At 55.1% G+C, this 15,247-nt stretch carries 14 protein-coding genes; 1 reads left to right on the top strand and 13 read right to left on the bottom strand.

Annotated features, from left to right (window positions below; all coding sequences use genetic code 11):
• Positions 1 to 4: 4 nt before the first annotated feature.
• The 12 genes from xdhA to TAMC210_RS02085 all read right to left on the bottom strand — a co-directional run bounded on the left by xdhA (position 5) and on the right by TAMC210_RS02085 (position 11,903).
• Positions 5 to 2,296 carry a xanthine dehydrogenase molybdenum-binding subunit XdhA gene (xdhA, locus tag TAMC210_RS02140; RefSeq protein WP_173297150.1) on the bottom strand — a complete coding sequence of 764 codons (2,292 nt, stop codon included), beginning with the start codon at positions 2,294 to 2,296 and terminating at the stop codon, positions 5 to 7.
• Between the two features lie 113 nt (positions 2,297 to 2,409).
• Positions 2,410 to 3,189: a nucleoside recognition domain-containing protein gene (locus tag TAMC210_RS02135; RefSeq protein ID WP_173297149.1), complete on the bottom strand. Its 780-nt coding sequence runs from the start codon at positions 3,187 to 3,189 to the stop codon at positions 2,410 to 2,412.
• A 96-nt stretch (positions 3,190 to 3,285) separates the two neighbouring features.
• Positions 3,286 to 3,642, bottom strand: a complete 357-nt coding sequence (locus TAMC210_RS02130; RefSeq protein ID WP_254388498.1) for an ACT domain-containing protein — start codon at positions 3,640 to 3,642, stop codon at positions 3,286 to 3,288.
• Positions 3,643 to 3,845: 203 nt separating this feature from the next.
• Positions 3,846 to 5,351, bottom strand: coding sequence for a recombinase family protein (locus tag TAMC210_RS02125; RefSeq protein ID WP_173297147.1), 1,506 nt, complete (start codon positions 5,349 to 5,351; stop codon positions 3,846 to 3,848).
• Positions 5,339 to 5,518, bottom strand: a complete 180-nt coding sequence (locus TAMC210_RS02120) for a hypothetical protein (RefSeq protein WP_173297146.1) — start codon at positions 5,516 to 5,518, stop codon at positions 5,339 to 5,341. The genes TAMC210_RS02125 and TAMC210_RS02120 overlap by 13 nt, the downstream gene beginning before the upstream one ends.
• A gap of 564 nt (positions 5,519 to 6,082) precedes the next feature.
• On the bottom strand, positions 6,083 to 6,259 hold the full coding sequence (locus TAMC210_RS02115; RefSeq protein ID WP_254388467.1) for a YHS domain-containing protein: 177 nt from the start codon (positions 6,257 to 6,259) through the stop codon (positions 6,083 to 6,085).
• A gap of 318 nt (positions 6,260 to 6,577) precedes the next feature.
• Positions 6,578 to 6,943: a YckD family protein gene (locus TAMC210_RS02110; protein WP_173297145.1), complete on the bottom strand. Its 366-nt coding sequence runs from the start codon at positions 6,941 to 6,943 to the stop codon at positions 6,578 to 6,580.
• 812 nt (positions 6,944 to 7,755) lie between these two features.
• A complete protein-coding gene (locus tag TAMC210_RS02105; protein WP_173297144.1) occupies positions 7,756 to 8,343 on the bottom strand; it encodes a YdcF family protein in 588 nt (195 codons plus the stop codon).
• A gap of 141 nt (positions 8,344 to 8,484) precedes the next feature.
• Positions 8,485 to 9,330, bottom strand: coding sequence for an ABC transporter permease (locus TAMC210_RS02100; RefSeq protein ID WP_173297143.1), 846 nt, complete (start codon positions 9,328 to 9,330; stop codon positions 8,485 to 8,487).
• Entirely contained in the window at positions 9,321 to 10,241 is a 921-nt protein-coding gene (locus TAMC210_RS02095) for an ABC transporter ATP-binding protein (RefSeq protein WP_173297142.1), read from the bottom strand. The genes TAMC210_RS02100 and TAMC210_RS02095 overlap by 10 nt, the downstream gene beginning before the upstream one ends.
• Positions 10,241 to 11,383 (bottom strand): anti-sigma factor family protein, encoded by a 1,143-nt coding sequence (locus TAMC210_RS02090; RefSeq protein WP_173297141.1) that lies wholly within the window; start codon positions 11,381 to 11,383, stop codon positions 10,241 to 10,243. The genes TAMC210_RS02095 and TAMC210_RS02090 overlap by 1 nt, the downstream gene beginning before the upstream one ends.
• Complete coding sequence (locus tag TAMC210_RS02085) at positions 11,370 to 11,903, bottom strand: sigma-70 family RNA polymerase sigma factor (RefSeq protein ID WP_254388466.1); 534 nt, start codon at positions 11,901 to 11,903, stop codon at positions 11,370 to 11,372. Before TAMC210_RS02085 ends, TAMC210_RS02090 begins: the two co-directional genes overlap by 14 nt.
• 242 nt (positions 11,904 to 12,145) lie before the next feature.
• Here TAMC210_RS02085 and TAMC210_RS02080 point away from each other — a divergent pair, with 242 nt between their 5' ends.
• The gene (locus TAMC210_RS02080; protein WP_173297140.1) at positions 12,146 to 13,765 is read left to right on the top strand and encodes a YcdB/YcdC domain-containing protein; all 1,620 of its coding nucleotides are present in this window, start codon (positions 12,146 to 12,148) and stop codon (positions 13,763 to 13,765) included.
• A 57-nt stretch (positions 13,766 to 13,822) separates the two neighbouring features.
• Here the strand turns inward: TAMC210_RS02080 and TAMC210_RS02075 are convergent, their stop codons facing one another.
• The gene (locus TAMC210_RS02075; RefSeq protein ID WP_173297139.1) at positions 13,823 to 15,229 is read right to left on the bottom strand and encodes a sensor histidine kinase; all 1,407 of its coding nucleotides are present in this window, start codon (positions 15,227 to 15,229) and stop codon (positions 13,823 to 13,825) included.
• Positions 15,230 to 15,247: the final 18 nt, after the last annotated feature.

The following is a 15,247-nucleotide window of genomic DNA, read 5'->3' as shown; positions in this document are numbered from 1 at the left end:
CTTCCTATATTAACCCGGCTTCCTTGAACTTTTCAAAGACCCGCTGGGGATTCATGGGTATCCGGTTAAAGGCCACCCCCGTAGCATCCAAAACCGCATTACGAATGGCGGGCGCAACCGGAATCACCGGCGGCTCTCCTAAAGACTTGTTGCCGAAAGGTCCGGTGGGTTCAAAGGTTTCGACAAAGGCCACCCCTATTTCCGGGATATCCATGATGGTGGGCAGCTTATAATCCAGCAGGTTGTTGTTAAGGGGTTTCCCCGTCTTCTCGTCGAACAACATCTGTTCCATAAGGGCATAGCCGATGCCCATGCTGACACCGCCGTGCACCTGCCCCTCGGCCAGTTGGGGATTAATGATCTTGCCCGAGTCGTGGACGTTGTATATCTCGACTACCTCGATCTGCCCCGTACGGACGTCTACTTCCACCTCCGCAAAGGTCACCCCAAAGGTAAAGGCGTTTACCCGCGCATTATTGGAAGTATCGCTCGTTATGGGGTGGGCGGAGGAAAGGTCGTAGTAAGTCCGCAAAGCTACCTCCGCAAGGGGCATGACCGCTTCTCCCGAATGCTTGTAGACTATATTACAATCTTTAATATCCAGGGCCTGGGCAGGGATACCCGTCATCTTAAAAACAAAGTCCAGGATTTTTCCCTTGACTTCTAAGGCAGCCTTTTTCACAGCCATGCCCGTAATGTAACTCTGGCGGGAGGCATAGGCGCCGGTGTCAAAGGGGCTGACGTCGGTATCCTGGGTGGAAATAACATGGACCATGTCTACGGGAATGCCCAGTATTTCGGCCGTCATCTGGGCGAAAACTGTGTCGCTTCCCTGCCCTATTTCAGTAGCACCGAGCTGCAACTGGACGGAACCGTCCTGATTCAAGACGATCCTGGCTCCCGCAATTTCCTGACCTGCGGGATAAGTGCCGGAGGCATAGCTGAAGCAGGCCATGCCTACCCCCCGGCGCTTGGTGCCCGTTTGATTCTGATACCGCGCTTTTTTCTCGTCCCACTTGATCAATTCCTTGCCCTTATCAATACATTCGCGAATACCGCAGCTCCTGACCACATTCCCGTTCAGAGGATCCACGTATCCCACCTGAACCAGGTTTTTGCGGCGTAGTTCTATTGGGTCCATATTTAATTTTCTCGCTATATTCTCCAAGTGGCACTCCACCGCATAGGTTATCTGGGGGGACCCGTAGCCCCGCATGGCACCAGCCACAGGCAGGTTGGTATATACCGTGTAGGCGTCATATTTTAAGGCCTTCATGGGATAAAGAATTCTGAACTTGGAGCCTCCGGCCATAAGGATAGAATGGCCGTGGGAGGCATACGCCCCGGTGTTGGAGATGGCGGTTATGTGCATACCCACCAACTTGCCGTCCTTGGCAACACCGGTCTTAATCTTATACTTAATGGCATGGCGGGTACGGGTATCGATCATGCATTCTTCCCGGGAAAGCTCGAGCTTTACCGGTCTTCCCCCTACGGCCAGGGTCATGGCTGCGGCCAGGGGTTCTAGACACACGTCCTGCTTGCTGCCAAACCCACCCCCGACGGCGGGCTTTATAACGCGCACCCTTCCCCAGGGAATGCCCAATGCTTGTCCTACAATCCTCCTGACAATATGGGGAATCTGCGTAGAGGTGATTATCACAATGCGGCCGTCGCTATCCACGTAAGCTATGGATATATGGTTTTCTAACTGGCAGTGTTGTACGATGCTCGTTTCAAATTCTTCTTCAAAAATGTAGTCGGATTCTTTAAAAGCCTCTTCGATATTGCCGATTTCATAGCCGGCGGAACTCACGATATTTCTGGGGCAATCCTCGTGGATCAGAGGGGCGCCTTCCCTCATGGCCGCCTCCGGGGTGAGCAGGGGTTCCAATACTTCGTACTCTACTTCGATCAATTTTAGGGCTTCCTGCGCCACCAATTCATCGGTGGCCACCACGGCGGCAACGGCATCCCCTACGAAGCGGGCTTTGTTGGTCAAAATGGTGCGGTCCTCTTTATCCCTGTGGGCTGGGTCCAGCGCATATGGGTGGCCGGCGGTAGCAAACTTGTTCGCCGGGACATCCCGGTAAGTTAAAACCGCTTCTACGCCTGGTAGGGCCTTGGCTTTGCTCACATCAATATTCTTAACAATAGCGTGAGCGTGCGGGCTTCTCAGGATTTTCCCGACCAGCATATCCCTTTCCAGAAAGTCACCGGTGTACTTGGCTTTCCCGGTAACCTTCGCCACGGCATCGACCCTCTTAACACTTTCGCCCACAATTGAGTAACCCATGTTATACCCCCCCGCTTCTAATTTCGCACAGAACACCTTTGCTGTCAACCCCGAGTGTAATTGTACCGGTAATATACAACAACATTAAACTAACCTCTTATAAACCCACCCTCTTACACCTGCAGGAGCGCACAGGCTTGCCCGAAAACTAAAATTACTTTCAGCAAGAGCAAAGCCCCAAATCCCACCCCCAAAGGAAGGCCGAAGGCCAGCAGAGTCCATTTCAGGCTCCTGGTTTCCTTGTAGACGGAAAGGAGTGTCGTACCGCAGGGGTAATGGAAGAGGCTAAAAAGCATAACCCCCAGGGCCGTAGCCCAGGTCCACCCTTGGGAACGGAGGACGCCCCCCAGGGCTTCCAGAGTATCCAGTTCTACGAGGGATCCCAGATTAAGATAGGCCATGAGCAGAAGGGGCAACACCAGCTCGTTGGCCGGCAAGGCCAGGATAAAAGCCAGCAAGATGTACCCGTCCAGCCCGATAAAGCCAGCCAAAGGTTGCAGGCAGCGGGCTGCTAGACTTAACAGGCTCTCGTGATATATCTCGGTATTGGCCAGCACCCAGGTGACGGCCCCTGCCGGGGCGGCCACGGTTACCGCCCGAACCAGAACAAAAACGGTACGGTCCAGAAAGGAGCGTACCAGCAGGCTTCCTATCCTGGGCCAGCGGTAGGGGGGGAGCTCCAGGGCAAAGGCGGAAGGTACCCCTTTTAAAAGGGTCCGCGAAAGAAGCCTAGAAACCAGGAAGGTCATTCCTATGCCGGACAACACTACCCCCGTTACCACCCCTGCAGCAAGCAGGCTATTGCGCCCCTCCGCGCCGCCCATGAAGATGCCGGCCAGGGCTATTAACAGGGGAAACCGCCCGTTGCACGGGACGAAGACGTTCGTGAGCATTTCGAAGCCGCAACCGTTAAAACCTTCTAAATCCTCATGTATTCGTCGGGAGGCAACAACCCCATTAAGAACTCCAAGTCATGTTTATACGGTCAATCACTCAATATGGTGGCCACTCTGCTTAAGGACACGGATTGCTAAATCAAGTTGTTCCTCTTTTACTAGTAAATAATCCGTATCGTATGTAGATATCGCAAAGATACTTATTCGCTCCTCAGCCAAGGGGGTAACCAATGAAGCCAAAACTCCCGTCAAAGAAAAATCTAAGGGGCCTTCTACTTTAAAGCATCGCCACCCCTTTTCGCAAAGGATATTTGGGGGCACATCCTTCTGGGGGCAGACAATGGAAAGCTCAGAAGGCGTTCGAGTGCAAGAGAAAAAACTGCTCCTCTGTACCCATTCCGGTAGGGGAGCATCCTTGTCTAGCCTGCAAATAGCAAGTGTGTCGCTCATTATGGCCAGCTTTTGCGGTTGCATTCTCCATCACCTGTCCACGTTTTCTTATTGGAGGAGCCTCCCATATGCTTGAGATGTAATTCGTCGTACGACAACAATACTCCTTCTGGCGATTTTACTTCCTAGGTGATTGCATATTCCCAAGAAAATGTTCAATATGGCTTAAATCGTTTAGCGATAAGCATTCCATCTTTTTTGTTTTAGGGTTGAGGTGCCCTGGCCTCCAGCACCATTTCGCCGCTTAAGAGGATGACCTTCCGTATCAAAAGCCTTATAAGCTTTTCCCTGTCCTCCCAGGGTAGGTCGTCCAACCTTTCCACGACTTCCCGGGCCACCTCAGGCAAGGTGCCCGCGCCATAAGGCACTTCTAAGGTGGAATTAACCGTTTCTTCCAGTTCCCTCAGCCTGGCTTCCAAAACCTTCTTTTCTACTTCCAACTCCTTCACTTCCCGCTCGAATAATTCCAGGCTTATAAGGCCGCGCTTATATACCTCCAAAACCCGCTCCCTTTCCCGTTCGGCCTGTTCCAGGCGCTTTTTCACCCTTCCGGCTTCCTCGGAAATCCGTTCGGCTGCGGAGATATCCAGGACGTCGCGCACCAGGCCTTCGGGGTCATAAAGCCATTCCCTCACTTTGCCCCAAACCGCCTCTTCCACCTTGTCGGCCCGGTGCCTGTTGCCCGGGCAGGACACCGGCCTTTGCCTATCTGCCCGGACGGACGCCCATGCCCGGGTGCAAATGTAATATCTAAAGGTGTTCCCCTCCCGGCTCCTGCCGTAGCCGCCGCACATGCTCCCGCCGCAAAGACCGCAGTAGACGAGGCCGCTTAAAGGGTAGTAATGGATTTTCTCCCCCTGGCGGCCGCGCTTCCGGGAAGCGATGGCCTGCTGGAGGATTTCCCATTCTGCGGGATCGATTAACGGTGGTACGGGTACGGCTATCCAATCTTCCCGGGGGCGGATTCTAGGGCTTACGCTGCTTCCCCGCTGCCTTGCGGCCTTGTGCCCTTCGGTGTCGTACCGGTGGACGTACAAGGTGCCCTTGTAGGCCGGGTTTTTCAGTATCCTTCTTACCGTCTGCCGGTACCATCTCGACCCTCTGGGCCCGGGTATCCCCTCGGCGTTCAGGGCTGCGGCTATCTCGCTGCAGGATTTCCCCGACAGGGCCATATCGGCCATACGGCGATACACGGCCGCCTTAGCCTCGTCGACCTCGTATTTTCCCTCAACGTACCGGTACCCGTAGGTCCTGGGGTCGAAAGGTAGATAACCCTGTTTAGCTTTGGCCAGGCGGCCGAACTGGCTGCGCAGTTTGAACTTCTCCTTTTCGTATTCGGCGATGGCGCCGCGTAAAGAGTAAAAAAGCCTCCCCTCCGGGTTGGCCTGCCAGTCCAGCGTTACAAACTCCAACCGACAGCCGGCCTTTTCTATGGCCTCCACCAGGAGGAGCTGATGGGCCAGGCGCCTGGACAGCCGGTCGGGATCATAAACAATAAAGAAGGCCGCGCTCTTTGCTGCGGCCAGGGCGGCCTGGAGGCCTGGGCGCTCCAGAATTTCTCCTGTGTAGCCTTCATCCCGGTATACTTCCATCTGGTCGGCCCCCAGCTCGCGTGCCTTCTTTCGGCAGGCCTCCTCTTGGGCTTCAAGGCTGTATCCGTGCCGGGCCTGATCGTCGGTGGAAACGCGCAGGTATATTACGGCCAGCACCCGGCTTCCACCTTTCCCTTCCCGCCTGCGGCGCAAAGTCTCTGGAAGGCGTGACGCCTGGCCTCTTTCAGGGCCCTTTCACCCTCTTCCCTTGAGCCCGTATATATTACCTTAATTATATAGCCTCCCGCCGGATCCTTGCTGCCCACTCTTCCTGCCGCCGCCATCTCACTTCCCCCCGGTACATTGTACGAAGACCTCGGATTGTCCTACCACCGGAAAAGGAGTCCAATCTGGGGCCTTGGCGGTTCCCATGCAGGAACTCTAGGGGGTTGGTGCGGAATTCATTGTCTGGAAATCCGCAGCTAAGACGACGGCTCGACGTCCTGTTTTGCTCTTTTGGGGAGCAAACTCGGCGTGGCCGTAAGAATATAAACGGGAGTACAGAAGCCGCACTGGACGGCTTCCTCTTGGATATCGGCGGCCGATATAAGGGGAGTTTCAGAAGGTAGGTTCAGTGGCGAGACTTTCCTCTATGAAGGTGCAGTCATAGAAAACTGGCCCTCGTGGGCGAGGAACTCCCTCATCTACAGCGAATCAAGGCTTAATCGAGGAATGCCAGACCTAGGAAAGGGTTTAAGCCTTAGACCTACCCGGCTGAGGGACAGCCTTTGAGTTATTGGCCACACCCACAATAAAAAGGCCACATCTCTTCTCAGATTTAAAGAAGCCGGTATTACCAAAAGAAGAGCTGTGACCTATTTAAGAAAGTTAAGTGAGTCTACTTGCCCTCATAAGTTGGCCCTGCGCTCACGCCGGGCCTCAAAGATACGCGCGCAATCCTCACTGCAAAAGTAATACTCTTGTCCGCCGTAAATCCTGTAAACAGCCTCTTCCTTGTTTACCATCATTCCACAGACAGGGTCCCGGACCTGGCCGGTAAACATTCTGCCTTTTTGTTCCCTCATTGGGTGGTCTGCTTGGGGGTGACCACCACCGTCTTCGCCATGCTCCATACGTTTTCCGGGGTTATGCTGGCTGTGCCGGTGACCTCCGCAACACCCACCCCCATAACGCATCATGAAAAAAATTAAGCCACCTAAGATGAGATAAGGTAAATATGCTGTCAGGAATTCCAAGGCTCTCTTCTCCTTCGGGAAGGAAACTAGTGCGGCCTCCTTTTACAGCCTTCAGGGGTTTGGGAGCTAAGATAGTTCTTAATGAAGCAAGACCCTGAACTGTATAAAGATCAGGGCCCTGCTTGTCCTGGTTTTTGTACCCAGTATTTAATACATCATACCGTAGGCGCCCATCATATGCCCTCCGTACCTAAAACCGGAAGGGGCAGGTCGTCCCCCGTTATTTCCGAAGAAACCGGCGCCACAGTGACCGGCACCCATAATACCAAAGCCGTAGTCCCTATGATACTGTTGCATGTAATCCAGGTGTTCTTTCATTATGCGGCCCTGTTCCGGGGTAATCTCCCCGCCCTCTACATACTTATCGATAATTTGCTTCTTTAGCTCGAACATCTGTTGGAAGAGCTGATTGACTTCTTCCCTTTGCTGGTCGTTCAGGGCCGCAAAGGCAGCAGGGACCGCCAGCGCTACCAAGAGCAAAGTGGCCATAACAACGACCAATTTCTTTTTCATAAATCACAACCTCCTTTGTTTATTCCGGTAACACTTGATTGTGAAGAAAGTTTGCCGCACGTATTAACCAATTGTGTGTTCTTAGCTAAGGAGGTTCCCTTTTTTCCCAAATACCCGTCCAGGCACCCCTCCTAGACCCTTAATAGTGGCCGGTTGCCGGAAAAACCGCACCGGCGCCGGCTCCGCCCGGATGGGTGACCGCGAGCTCTCTAACCCCCGGGAGGCTCTTCACCACCCTTTATACCTCGCCTTCGCAGGATTCACAGCTCATGCCCACATTTAATTCGGTAAATTAGCCCGGCATAAACTTATGTTATCACAAGCAATCTTCCTTATCGGGCATACCCCATGGGGGTATCCTGTAACTAGTATAGGCCTTCCCCGAAAAACCGTCAAGACTTTTCTCTCATAATATGTAATCCGTTCGTGATATTGCCGGCGTTAAATCCACCGGTGAAAATGCCGGCATGATAAACCACAACCCCGATAAATTAACCTCAGCGGTAAAGAAGCTACTCACCATCATCCGGGCCCCGGGGACGGGGATTACCCGGTCTCCACCGGCAGGACTATCAGGTCGAGGGCATGAAAGAAGACCTTAAAACGCGCTCCTGCCCTTCTTCGCCCGGTACTGGGGGCACGCCTGTTTCACCTGCGCCTCGGTGGAGAAACTGGAAGCCATCCGGCGGTGGCCGGCCGAAAGAAGCTGGCCGGGCGGTAATAGTAACAGCGAGGAAGAGAAAGGGGAGTGCTCCTCAAGCAAGGGAAGGAAATCGAAGGCAAGGCTTAAAGGTTTGGTTGAACCCGGCAGCCTACCTCACCAAGCTCACCAGGTTCGCCACCACTTCCCTTAAGATTAATGGAGGCCTCACCAGGGCCGTTCTGTGAACCCCGGCCCCCGAAACCTCCATGCCCAGCTTTCTAGCCTCTCGCATGGCGCGCAACAGGTGGAAATCGTGGCTCACGATGAGGGCCCGTTTCCATCCATGCCTCTGCATGATAGAAAGAGCACCTTCCAGGTTTTCTCGCGTATTACAGGAAGTGGTTTCTTCATAAATATAATTTGCCGGTAGGCCCCGGGCTATAAGGGTCTCCCTTGCCGCCCTTCCCTCCGGTGTGGGATTGAGATTCCCTACCCCGCCGGTGGTGATAACGGCCGGAGCATAACCTTCCCGGTATAGCCTCTCCGCCAAGGCCAGGCGTTCCAACAGGGCAGGGCTGGGGCCCTCGGGCCATACAGCCGCACCCAGTACAATTATTACCTCTGCTTCTTGAGGTTTAACCCGGCGGCCGAACCATTCAATGTAGGCGTAGAGAATACCCGTTGTCAGAACTGCTCCGGCCACCAGTAAGGTTAATAGGCGCAGGACGAGTTTTTTCATTATATTGGGCGTAGCCATGCTTGCACCTTGATCCCTGAGTCGACCTGGCCTGCGGGCGGTGTCTTAGCTTGCGTCCCGGAAGGCTAGGTCAGACCTTCTTTGGACATAAATCTTGAAACCATGATCTGTCCTTGAATTTCGTACCGAAAGTCGCCCCTTTCAAATATCTCGTCTATTGAAAAAGTAAACAGCAGCGGCCAAGGACAGGAATATATACATCAGAGTATATATTATCATCCAGTCGCTGGGAGTGGATGGGCTACCGAAGGGCCCTAAGAAGTCTTGGGGGTCCACAAAACCCATCTGGGAGCTGAAGGGAACCTTCTCTCCTATTTCAGCCACCAGGCGCCGATACAGGGAGTCCACCGGTAGGAGCAGGCTGGTTATCACCCCGGCGTACACGGTAGGAGTAGAATTCAACAATGCTCCGATTTGCTCTATCATACCTCCTACCACGGCTAGAGCATAGAGGGAGAAGGCCAGGATGCCATTGCCCATGGTGGGAAGCCTCGTCGTTCCCCACATGGTAATGGCCAGGAGCACCACGGGCTCAAGGACGAACAGGCCCAGGGCGGGCAAAAGGCCGGGTATCATCATGCCCACCTGCCAGTATAGCAGACCGGCCAGGGCTAAGAAAAAGAAGGCTGCATAGGTGACTAACACCGCTGCCTGACCGGCAAATTTGCCCAACAGGAGGGAGCTGCGGGATAGGGGCCTCGTAGCCAGGGTAGGAATGGTGCCGTTTTCAATTTCGCCAGAAATACTGCCGACAGCGGACATGATGGACAGACCCGCCACCAGGAAACCCGCGAAGTAAACGCCGAGCACAAAGACGAGTATCCCTTGCATATACTCTAGGGAGTTTGCCTGCCAGTTCAGGTTCTCGCCTATGAAGTGGAGGCCGGTGCCGTACAAGACCAGAAAGCCCAGGGTTAACACGCCGACTACTATAACAACTTTCTTGCGCCAGGCCTCGCGAAAGGTGAAAAGGGCCATTAACCACATTCCAGCTTTTCCCCTTCCCCCACTAGCTTGACAAAGACTTCCTCCAGGGAGTTTTGCCGGGGCGTTATCTCATATATGCGCAGGCCCTCCGCCACCAGGTACGCTACCAGATGGGGTATTTCCTCCTTACTGTTTAGGGCCACAGTAAGATGGCCGCCTTCTGCCCTTAAGGAGGGGTAGCGGCGACGTAAGTTTTCCTCCAGTTCCGGTTTTAAGCCGCCGACCCTGGCCTTAACCTCCGTGGGCCCCATGATAAGCTCCTTAAGGCTTCCCTGCGCCAGCACCCTCCCCTGGTGGATAATAGCTACCCGGTCGCACACCTGTTCGACTTCGCTTAGGAGATGGCTGTTTAGAAAGATGGTCTTACCCTCCTGTTTTAGGGCCCCAAGGAGTTCCCGTACCTGGCGCCGGCCCAGGGGGTCCAGGGCCGAGGTGGGCTCATCTAGGAAGATTACCCGGGGGTTACCTACCAGGGCAGCCGCCAGACCCAAACGCTGCTGCATGCCCTTGCTGTAATGGGCTACCATTTTTCCCCCGTCTTTGTCTAACCCCACGAGTTCCAAAACCTGCCGGGCCCGGCGCCGGGCTTCCTTCTCTTTAAGTCCCGCAAGGCGACCGTGGAAGACCAAAAGCTCCTCGCCCTTAAGCCACTCATGAAGGCGGAAGTTTTCCGGTAGAAAACCAATCTCCCGGCGTCCCCGGCTATCCCAAGGCCTGCGTCCGGCCACCAGGGCTTCTCCCTGCGTAGGGTAAACCAGGCCCACTAACATTTTGACCAGGGTGCTCTTACCTGCGCCGTTGGGCCCCAAAAGGCCGAAAATCTGCCCCTCCTCTACGGAGAGGCAGATCTCCCGGCAGGCTATTTGTCTACCGTAGATTTTCGTCAGATTCCTGGTTTCGACGATAGCCATTATTTGACCTCCGCAGCAGCTTTCAAGGCTTCTTCCAAGGGAAGTCCCTCTATAGCCCACCAACTGTTATCCTGGCGCCACACCAGGACGCCGCGGGATTTATCGTCGCGGCTAACGTAAACACCCTGGTTACCGTTAACTGTAACTTCCCGGGCCGCCAAGTCCTGGGTGTCCGGTATAGGCAGAGTATGCTGCCAATCGTCGATGGCTCCGAGCTGGCGGCGCAAATTGTCTGGCAGTAAAGGCAAGCCAAGCAAGGCCTGTCGCAGGGCCGGAACGTCTACTCCGGCCGGAGCCTCGATGGTCAAGTCCCCGGCGATGAGAAGTTCTACGGGGCCTTTATACCGGACCTCTACAGCCGGCGGCACCTTTAAGGCAAAGGACTGGCCTTTAAGGCTTTCCGGCAAGAGCACGTTTCCGTGTCCTTTTAAGTAAGCGTTTATTTTTTCTACATCAGGTGTAATCTTGATGACCATACCCCGGTCTACCAGGATCTCTTCCCTTTCCATACCGGCCAGAACCTCTGGGATCCGGGGCTCAAGGCCGGTTAACTCTGCTACACGGGAGGGATCTGTTACTTGTAGTCGCTGTCCCGGCTGAGTAACCTCTAACCGGCCAAAATTCTGAATATCTACTTCTCCGGCCTGACCGTTCAGAAGTCTTTCGAGCTCGGCCACATCCTGGGGAGTAAATTTTACCACCTGTACCTTTTCCATACGAAAGATGCTTAAGAACTGGGAAGCCAGGGTGCGTCCCGGAGTCCAGCCGAGGAGAAATATCAAGGCCAGGGCCGCCACAGCCAGACCGGACGCCCATTTGTGCTTAAACACCATATCCCTTACCCTCCTTACCTTATTGTTATTGTTTGTTGCCCCCAAGGCCTTCACTAACCCATTAGACGAAGAGCTATTCCCGGAAGGCGGTAAAACCTTCTGGGGCACCCGTCGCGGACAGACTACAGACTCCGTTGCCCGCCGGTATACCTCTAGAGCGGAACTTGCTTCCCTCTTCACCTCCTCCAGCACGGCCGCCCGCTCCCGGCAAGCGGCGCATCGTCTCAAATGCCCTGCGACCTTTATAGCCTGAGCTGCATCCAGCTCACCATCTAGAAAGGCCTGGAGGAGCCCTTCATCGGGACACATGGCCCTCCCTCCCCTCATTACGGTTGTACAGGGTGACAAAGTGCCGCCGTGCCCGGGCTAATATAGTGCCCACCGAGTTTTTGTCTACCTGGATGATAGAGGCGATCTCAGCGTAGCTGTAACCCTCCTGCCTTAAAAGAAGGCAGAGGCGTTCCCGGGGTGAAAGCTGGGCCAGACAATTCCGCACCCTCCGGGCTTCTTCCTCCCGCAACAGGGCTTCCTCCAGGGCAATTACCCCGCGCGCCTCCTTAAAGACCTCTCCCTCTTCACGACGGCGGCGCCGCTCTTCGCTCCGGAGATAGTTATAGGCCAGGTTAGCGGCTACCCGCCTCAGCCACCCTCGGAGATTGCTTTTATCCCCCGGGGGCTGGCAATAAAGCTTAAGGAAGACTTCCTGGGCGAGGTCCTCGGCGGCCGTTCGCTCTCCCAGAAGGTAATACAGCCACCTATACACCCCGGAATAATAAGTCTGAAACAGCCCTTCAAATTCAAAAAGCTCGATGGCCCTTTCCCCCCGCAACCTTATTCCATAAATATAACACCGCTACTCAGGAGTTTGTGACATCCGTTGCTGGAAAACGGCCACTTCTTCACTAGAAGTGCCTTTTCCCAGCTGCAGGCGCAAGAAGGAACACCACTATGATAATAACGAATGATATAAAATCCTAGCTTGTTACCTTCAAAACTCAATTATTCCATACTAAAATTAAGTATGGGACAGGGCAGGCTAGGGAAGGGTTAAAGTTGTAAAGGAGGCGAGTCATGCATAAAGCGTCAAGGGATCTCTTGGAGCAAGCCAAGGCCATAGCTCATACCCTGGTTTCCATTCCCCCCCACTATGTCACCGTATTGGAAGACCTGGTTGACCGCGCGACACATAAGGAGGCCCATCTATGGTGGCGGGATACGAAGGATCCCGACCAAGGCATGGTTGTTGTCATCCTGGCCATGCCTAAAGGACGCCTCCTGGAATTGGAAAGATTTGAAGGTGAAGAGCCGCCGGTCTTTAAGGGCGGCCAACCCCGAGAGGCCGTTTCCCTCGACCAACGAAGACAGGTCGCCGAAGCCTTTTTGATGACCCACGTGCCGGGTTTCCAAACGGATTTCCCGCAACTTCACGTCGAGGACTTCAAGGGCTTTACCCGTTTTGCGTGGTCGCAGACGGTGGCCGGACGGCCGCTGCCGGACACCGGCCTACACATCGACGTTGACACCCGCGGTCGCATCAAGGCCTTCCGCTTCAAAGGAAAACGCGTTCGGCTGCCGTCGCCGCCTGCACAACTCCGTTCACGCGAGGAGGTCCTACAGGAGGCTAAGCGCGCCCTTAACGCCACCTTGATGCTCGCCCACCTCGATCCAAAGCTTTATCTTCTTCCGCAAGATGGCCTCGGCGAAACCCGGCTAGTCTACTGGATCGAAGGCCTTGGGTCGCTCCCCGCGGATGTGGACGTCCCCGGCCCAGCTTACAACGTGCATGTTTCCTCGGACAAAAAGCCAAGGCTTCTTCCCTTGGAGGCCTCGTCCGATCCTGTCGTCCTCGGCCAAGAACCTCTCGAGGCGTTCCTTGAGCACGTTAGCGGGGACCTTAGCCGCTATCCGCGGCGCGACATGGATTGGGAGGGTGAGCGGCAGGTGGTGTGGCTTGAAGAAACATACGCCAATTTTATCTCTCCTGACCTGTGGCCTACAGCCGACGTCTTGTTGCGACCCGGGTTTCCGCCTGAATCCCACTCATCTCCCCAAGCCAAAACCTTTGCTCAATTTTTTGAGGCCCTTTTTAATTTTCGCGTCGCCAAGATGACCATCTGCCAAGCTTCGGGGCGCCTCTTGGGCTTCGTTCGCTTTTGCCATGATAACGAAACCCAGCGTGTCATCTCCGGGCCGAAGTGCTTGCCCCCTGCCGTGCTTAAAGCTAAGGCCATCGCTTTCATCCAGCGCGTCTTCCCCGAGGCCCACCGTTATTTGTTCTTGGTCGATGACGAAATCCTCGATTCTCCTCCGATACAAGAAGAAGGCCTCGCAGAAGCTTCAGACGAGAGCCCAAATCAAATATTTCGGTTTGAAGCTTTTATCGATGGCATTCCCCTTTATCTATTCTCTTGTTTCGTCACCTTGCGTCGCACCGATGGTCGTATCGTCGCCTACATGAGTACAGAGACGCACCCCTCCATCTTTCTGGCAACTCCCAGAACGCCCCGAATCACCCGTGAAGCGGCCATCGCCCGTGTCGCGCAAGAGCTCGATATCCGCCTCGAATGGGAGCAAATCCCAGAAGGGGAGGATAACGACATCGCCTTGTTCTACCGTCCTTACTTTCCCCAAGGGACCGTACGTTTCATCGACGCCCTTAGCGGCGAGCCCATCAGGGAACGGCACCCTTAATACATTTAAGGCCCGAGCTTTAGGACATACTCGATGTCCGCTAAGATAAAGGTAAATTCAACGAGCAGGCAGGAGAACTGTAACGGTGGTGCCTTGCCCCGGCTGACTGGCAATCTCGAGGCGCCCTCCGTGAAGACCTATGATCTCCTCACAGAGGGCCAATCCTAGGCCGCTCCCGCTGGAGGGGGCCTGGCGGCCGCGATAGAAACGCTGGGTAACCAGGGGTAGTTCTTGAGGATCTATGCCCACGCCGGTGTCGCAAACCTTTAGAGCCAGGTTCTGGCCCAGCCGTTCCAGGGCCACGATGATTCTTCCCCCTGCCGGAGTGAATTTCAGGGCGTTGTCCACCAGATTCACCAGGACTTGTTTCAAACGGTCGGCGTCGGCTTCCACCGGAGGAAAGGGATCTTTTATGGTGATCTGCAGATCTATTCCCTGCCGCACCGCCCGCGGGCGCATCTGTTCGGCAGTGTCCTGCACCAGCCCGGCTAGGTCCACGGGCGACAAGCGCAAGGTAAGCTGCCCCGCGGCCAGGCGGCTAAAATCAAGCAACTCCTCCACCAGGCCTGTCAGACGGTCGGTTTCGCGGTTGATGATTTCCAGCCCGCGCCGTAGTTCCTGTTCTTCTACCGGCAGTCCTTCCAGCAGGGTGATTACAAAGCCCTTAATGGAAGTTAAAGGAGTACGCAGTTCGTGGGAGATGGAGCTAATGAATTCGCTTTTTAGCCTGTCCAGCCGCCGCAGTTCTCGAGTCATGTGATTTAGGGTATCGGCCAGGCGACCGATCTCGTCGTTAAAGCGACGAGCGACGGTAACGTTCAAGTTGCCACGGGCAATGCGCTCAGCCGCTGAAGTGATTTCGCTAAGCGGCCGCACCACGGTCCCTGCCAGGAAAGAACCGACGGCAGCCGCAAAGGTAAGGGCGGCAGCAGTCACCAGCAGCCAGATCAGAGTGACGTTCCTGATCACCCTCCTTACCACCATGAGGCTGGAGCTGATGCGGAGGGCGCCGCTCACCACTCCCCCCTGGCGTAAGGGCCGGGCCACGGCCAGGATGGCTTCACCGGTAGCCGGATTGGCCCCCCGGTAGGTCCCCGGCTCGCCCCGAAGGGCGGCCTGCACTTCGGGGGCCTGGCCTACCTCTTCCTGCAGCAGGGAATCGTGAGAGTCGGCCAACAACCGGCCCTCCAAATCCACTATCTGTACGCGAGCCTGGGTTCCCTGGGTAAAGCTGGAAACTAGTTGCGAAGCTGCCAGGGAGAGATCCGCCACCCGGTCCGGCCGGCTCCAGTAGTCCTGAAAAAAATTAGCGTTCCATTCCGCCTGTCTGGTCAATATGGATTCGATGCCGGAAATATAGTAGGCGTTAAGGCCTGCAATTAGCATACCGCCGCCCAGGAGAAAGAGAAGCCCGGTGATAAGGAAGTAAGCGGCGACAATGCGGCCGCGGATGCCGGAAAACACTTTACTGGCCTCCCCATA

The organism is Thermanaeromonas sp. C210 (assembly GCF_013167955.1).
In the GTDB taxonomy this organism is placed as follows: Bacteria; Bacillota; DSM-521; order Neomoorellales; family Neomoorellaceae; genus UBA12545.
The sequence above is the reverse complement of the archived record's forward strand: the minus strand, read 5'-3'. Positions and strand labels throughout refer to the sequence as shown.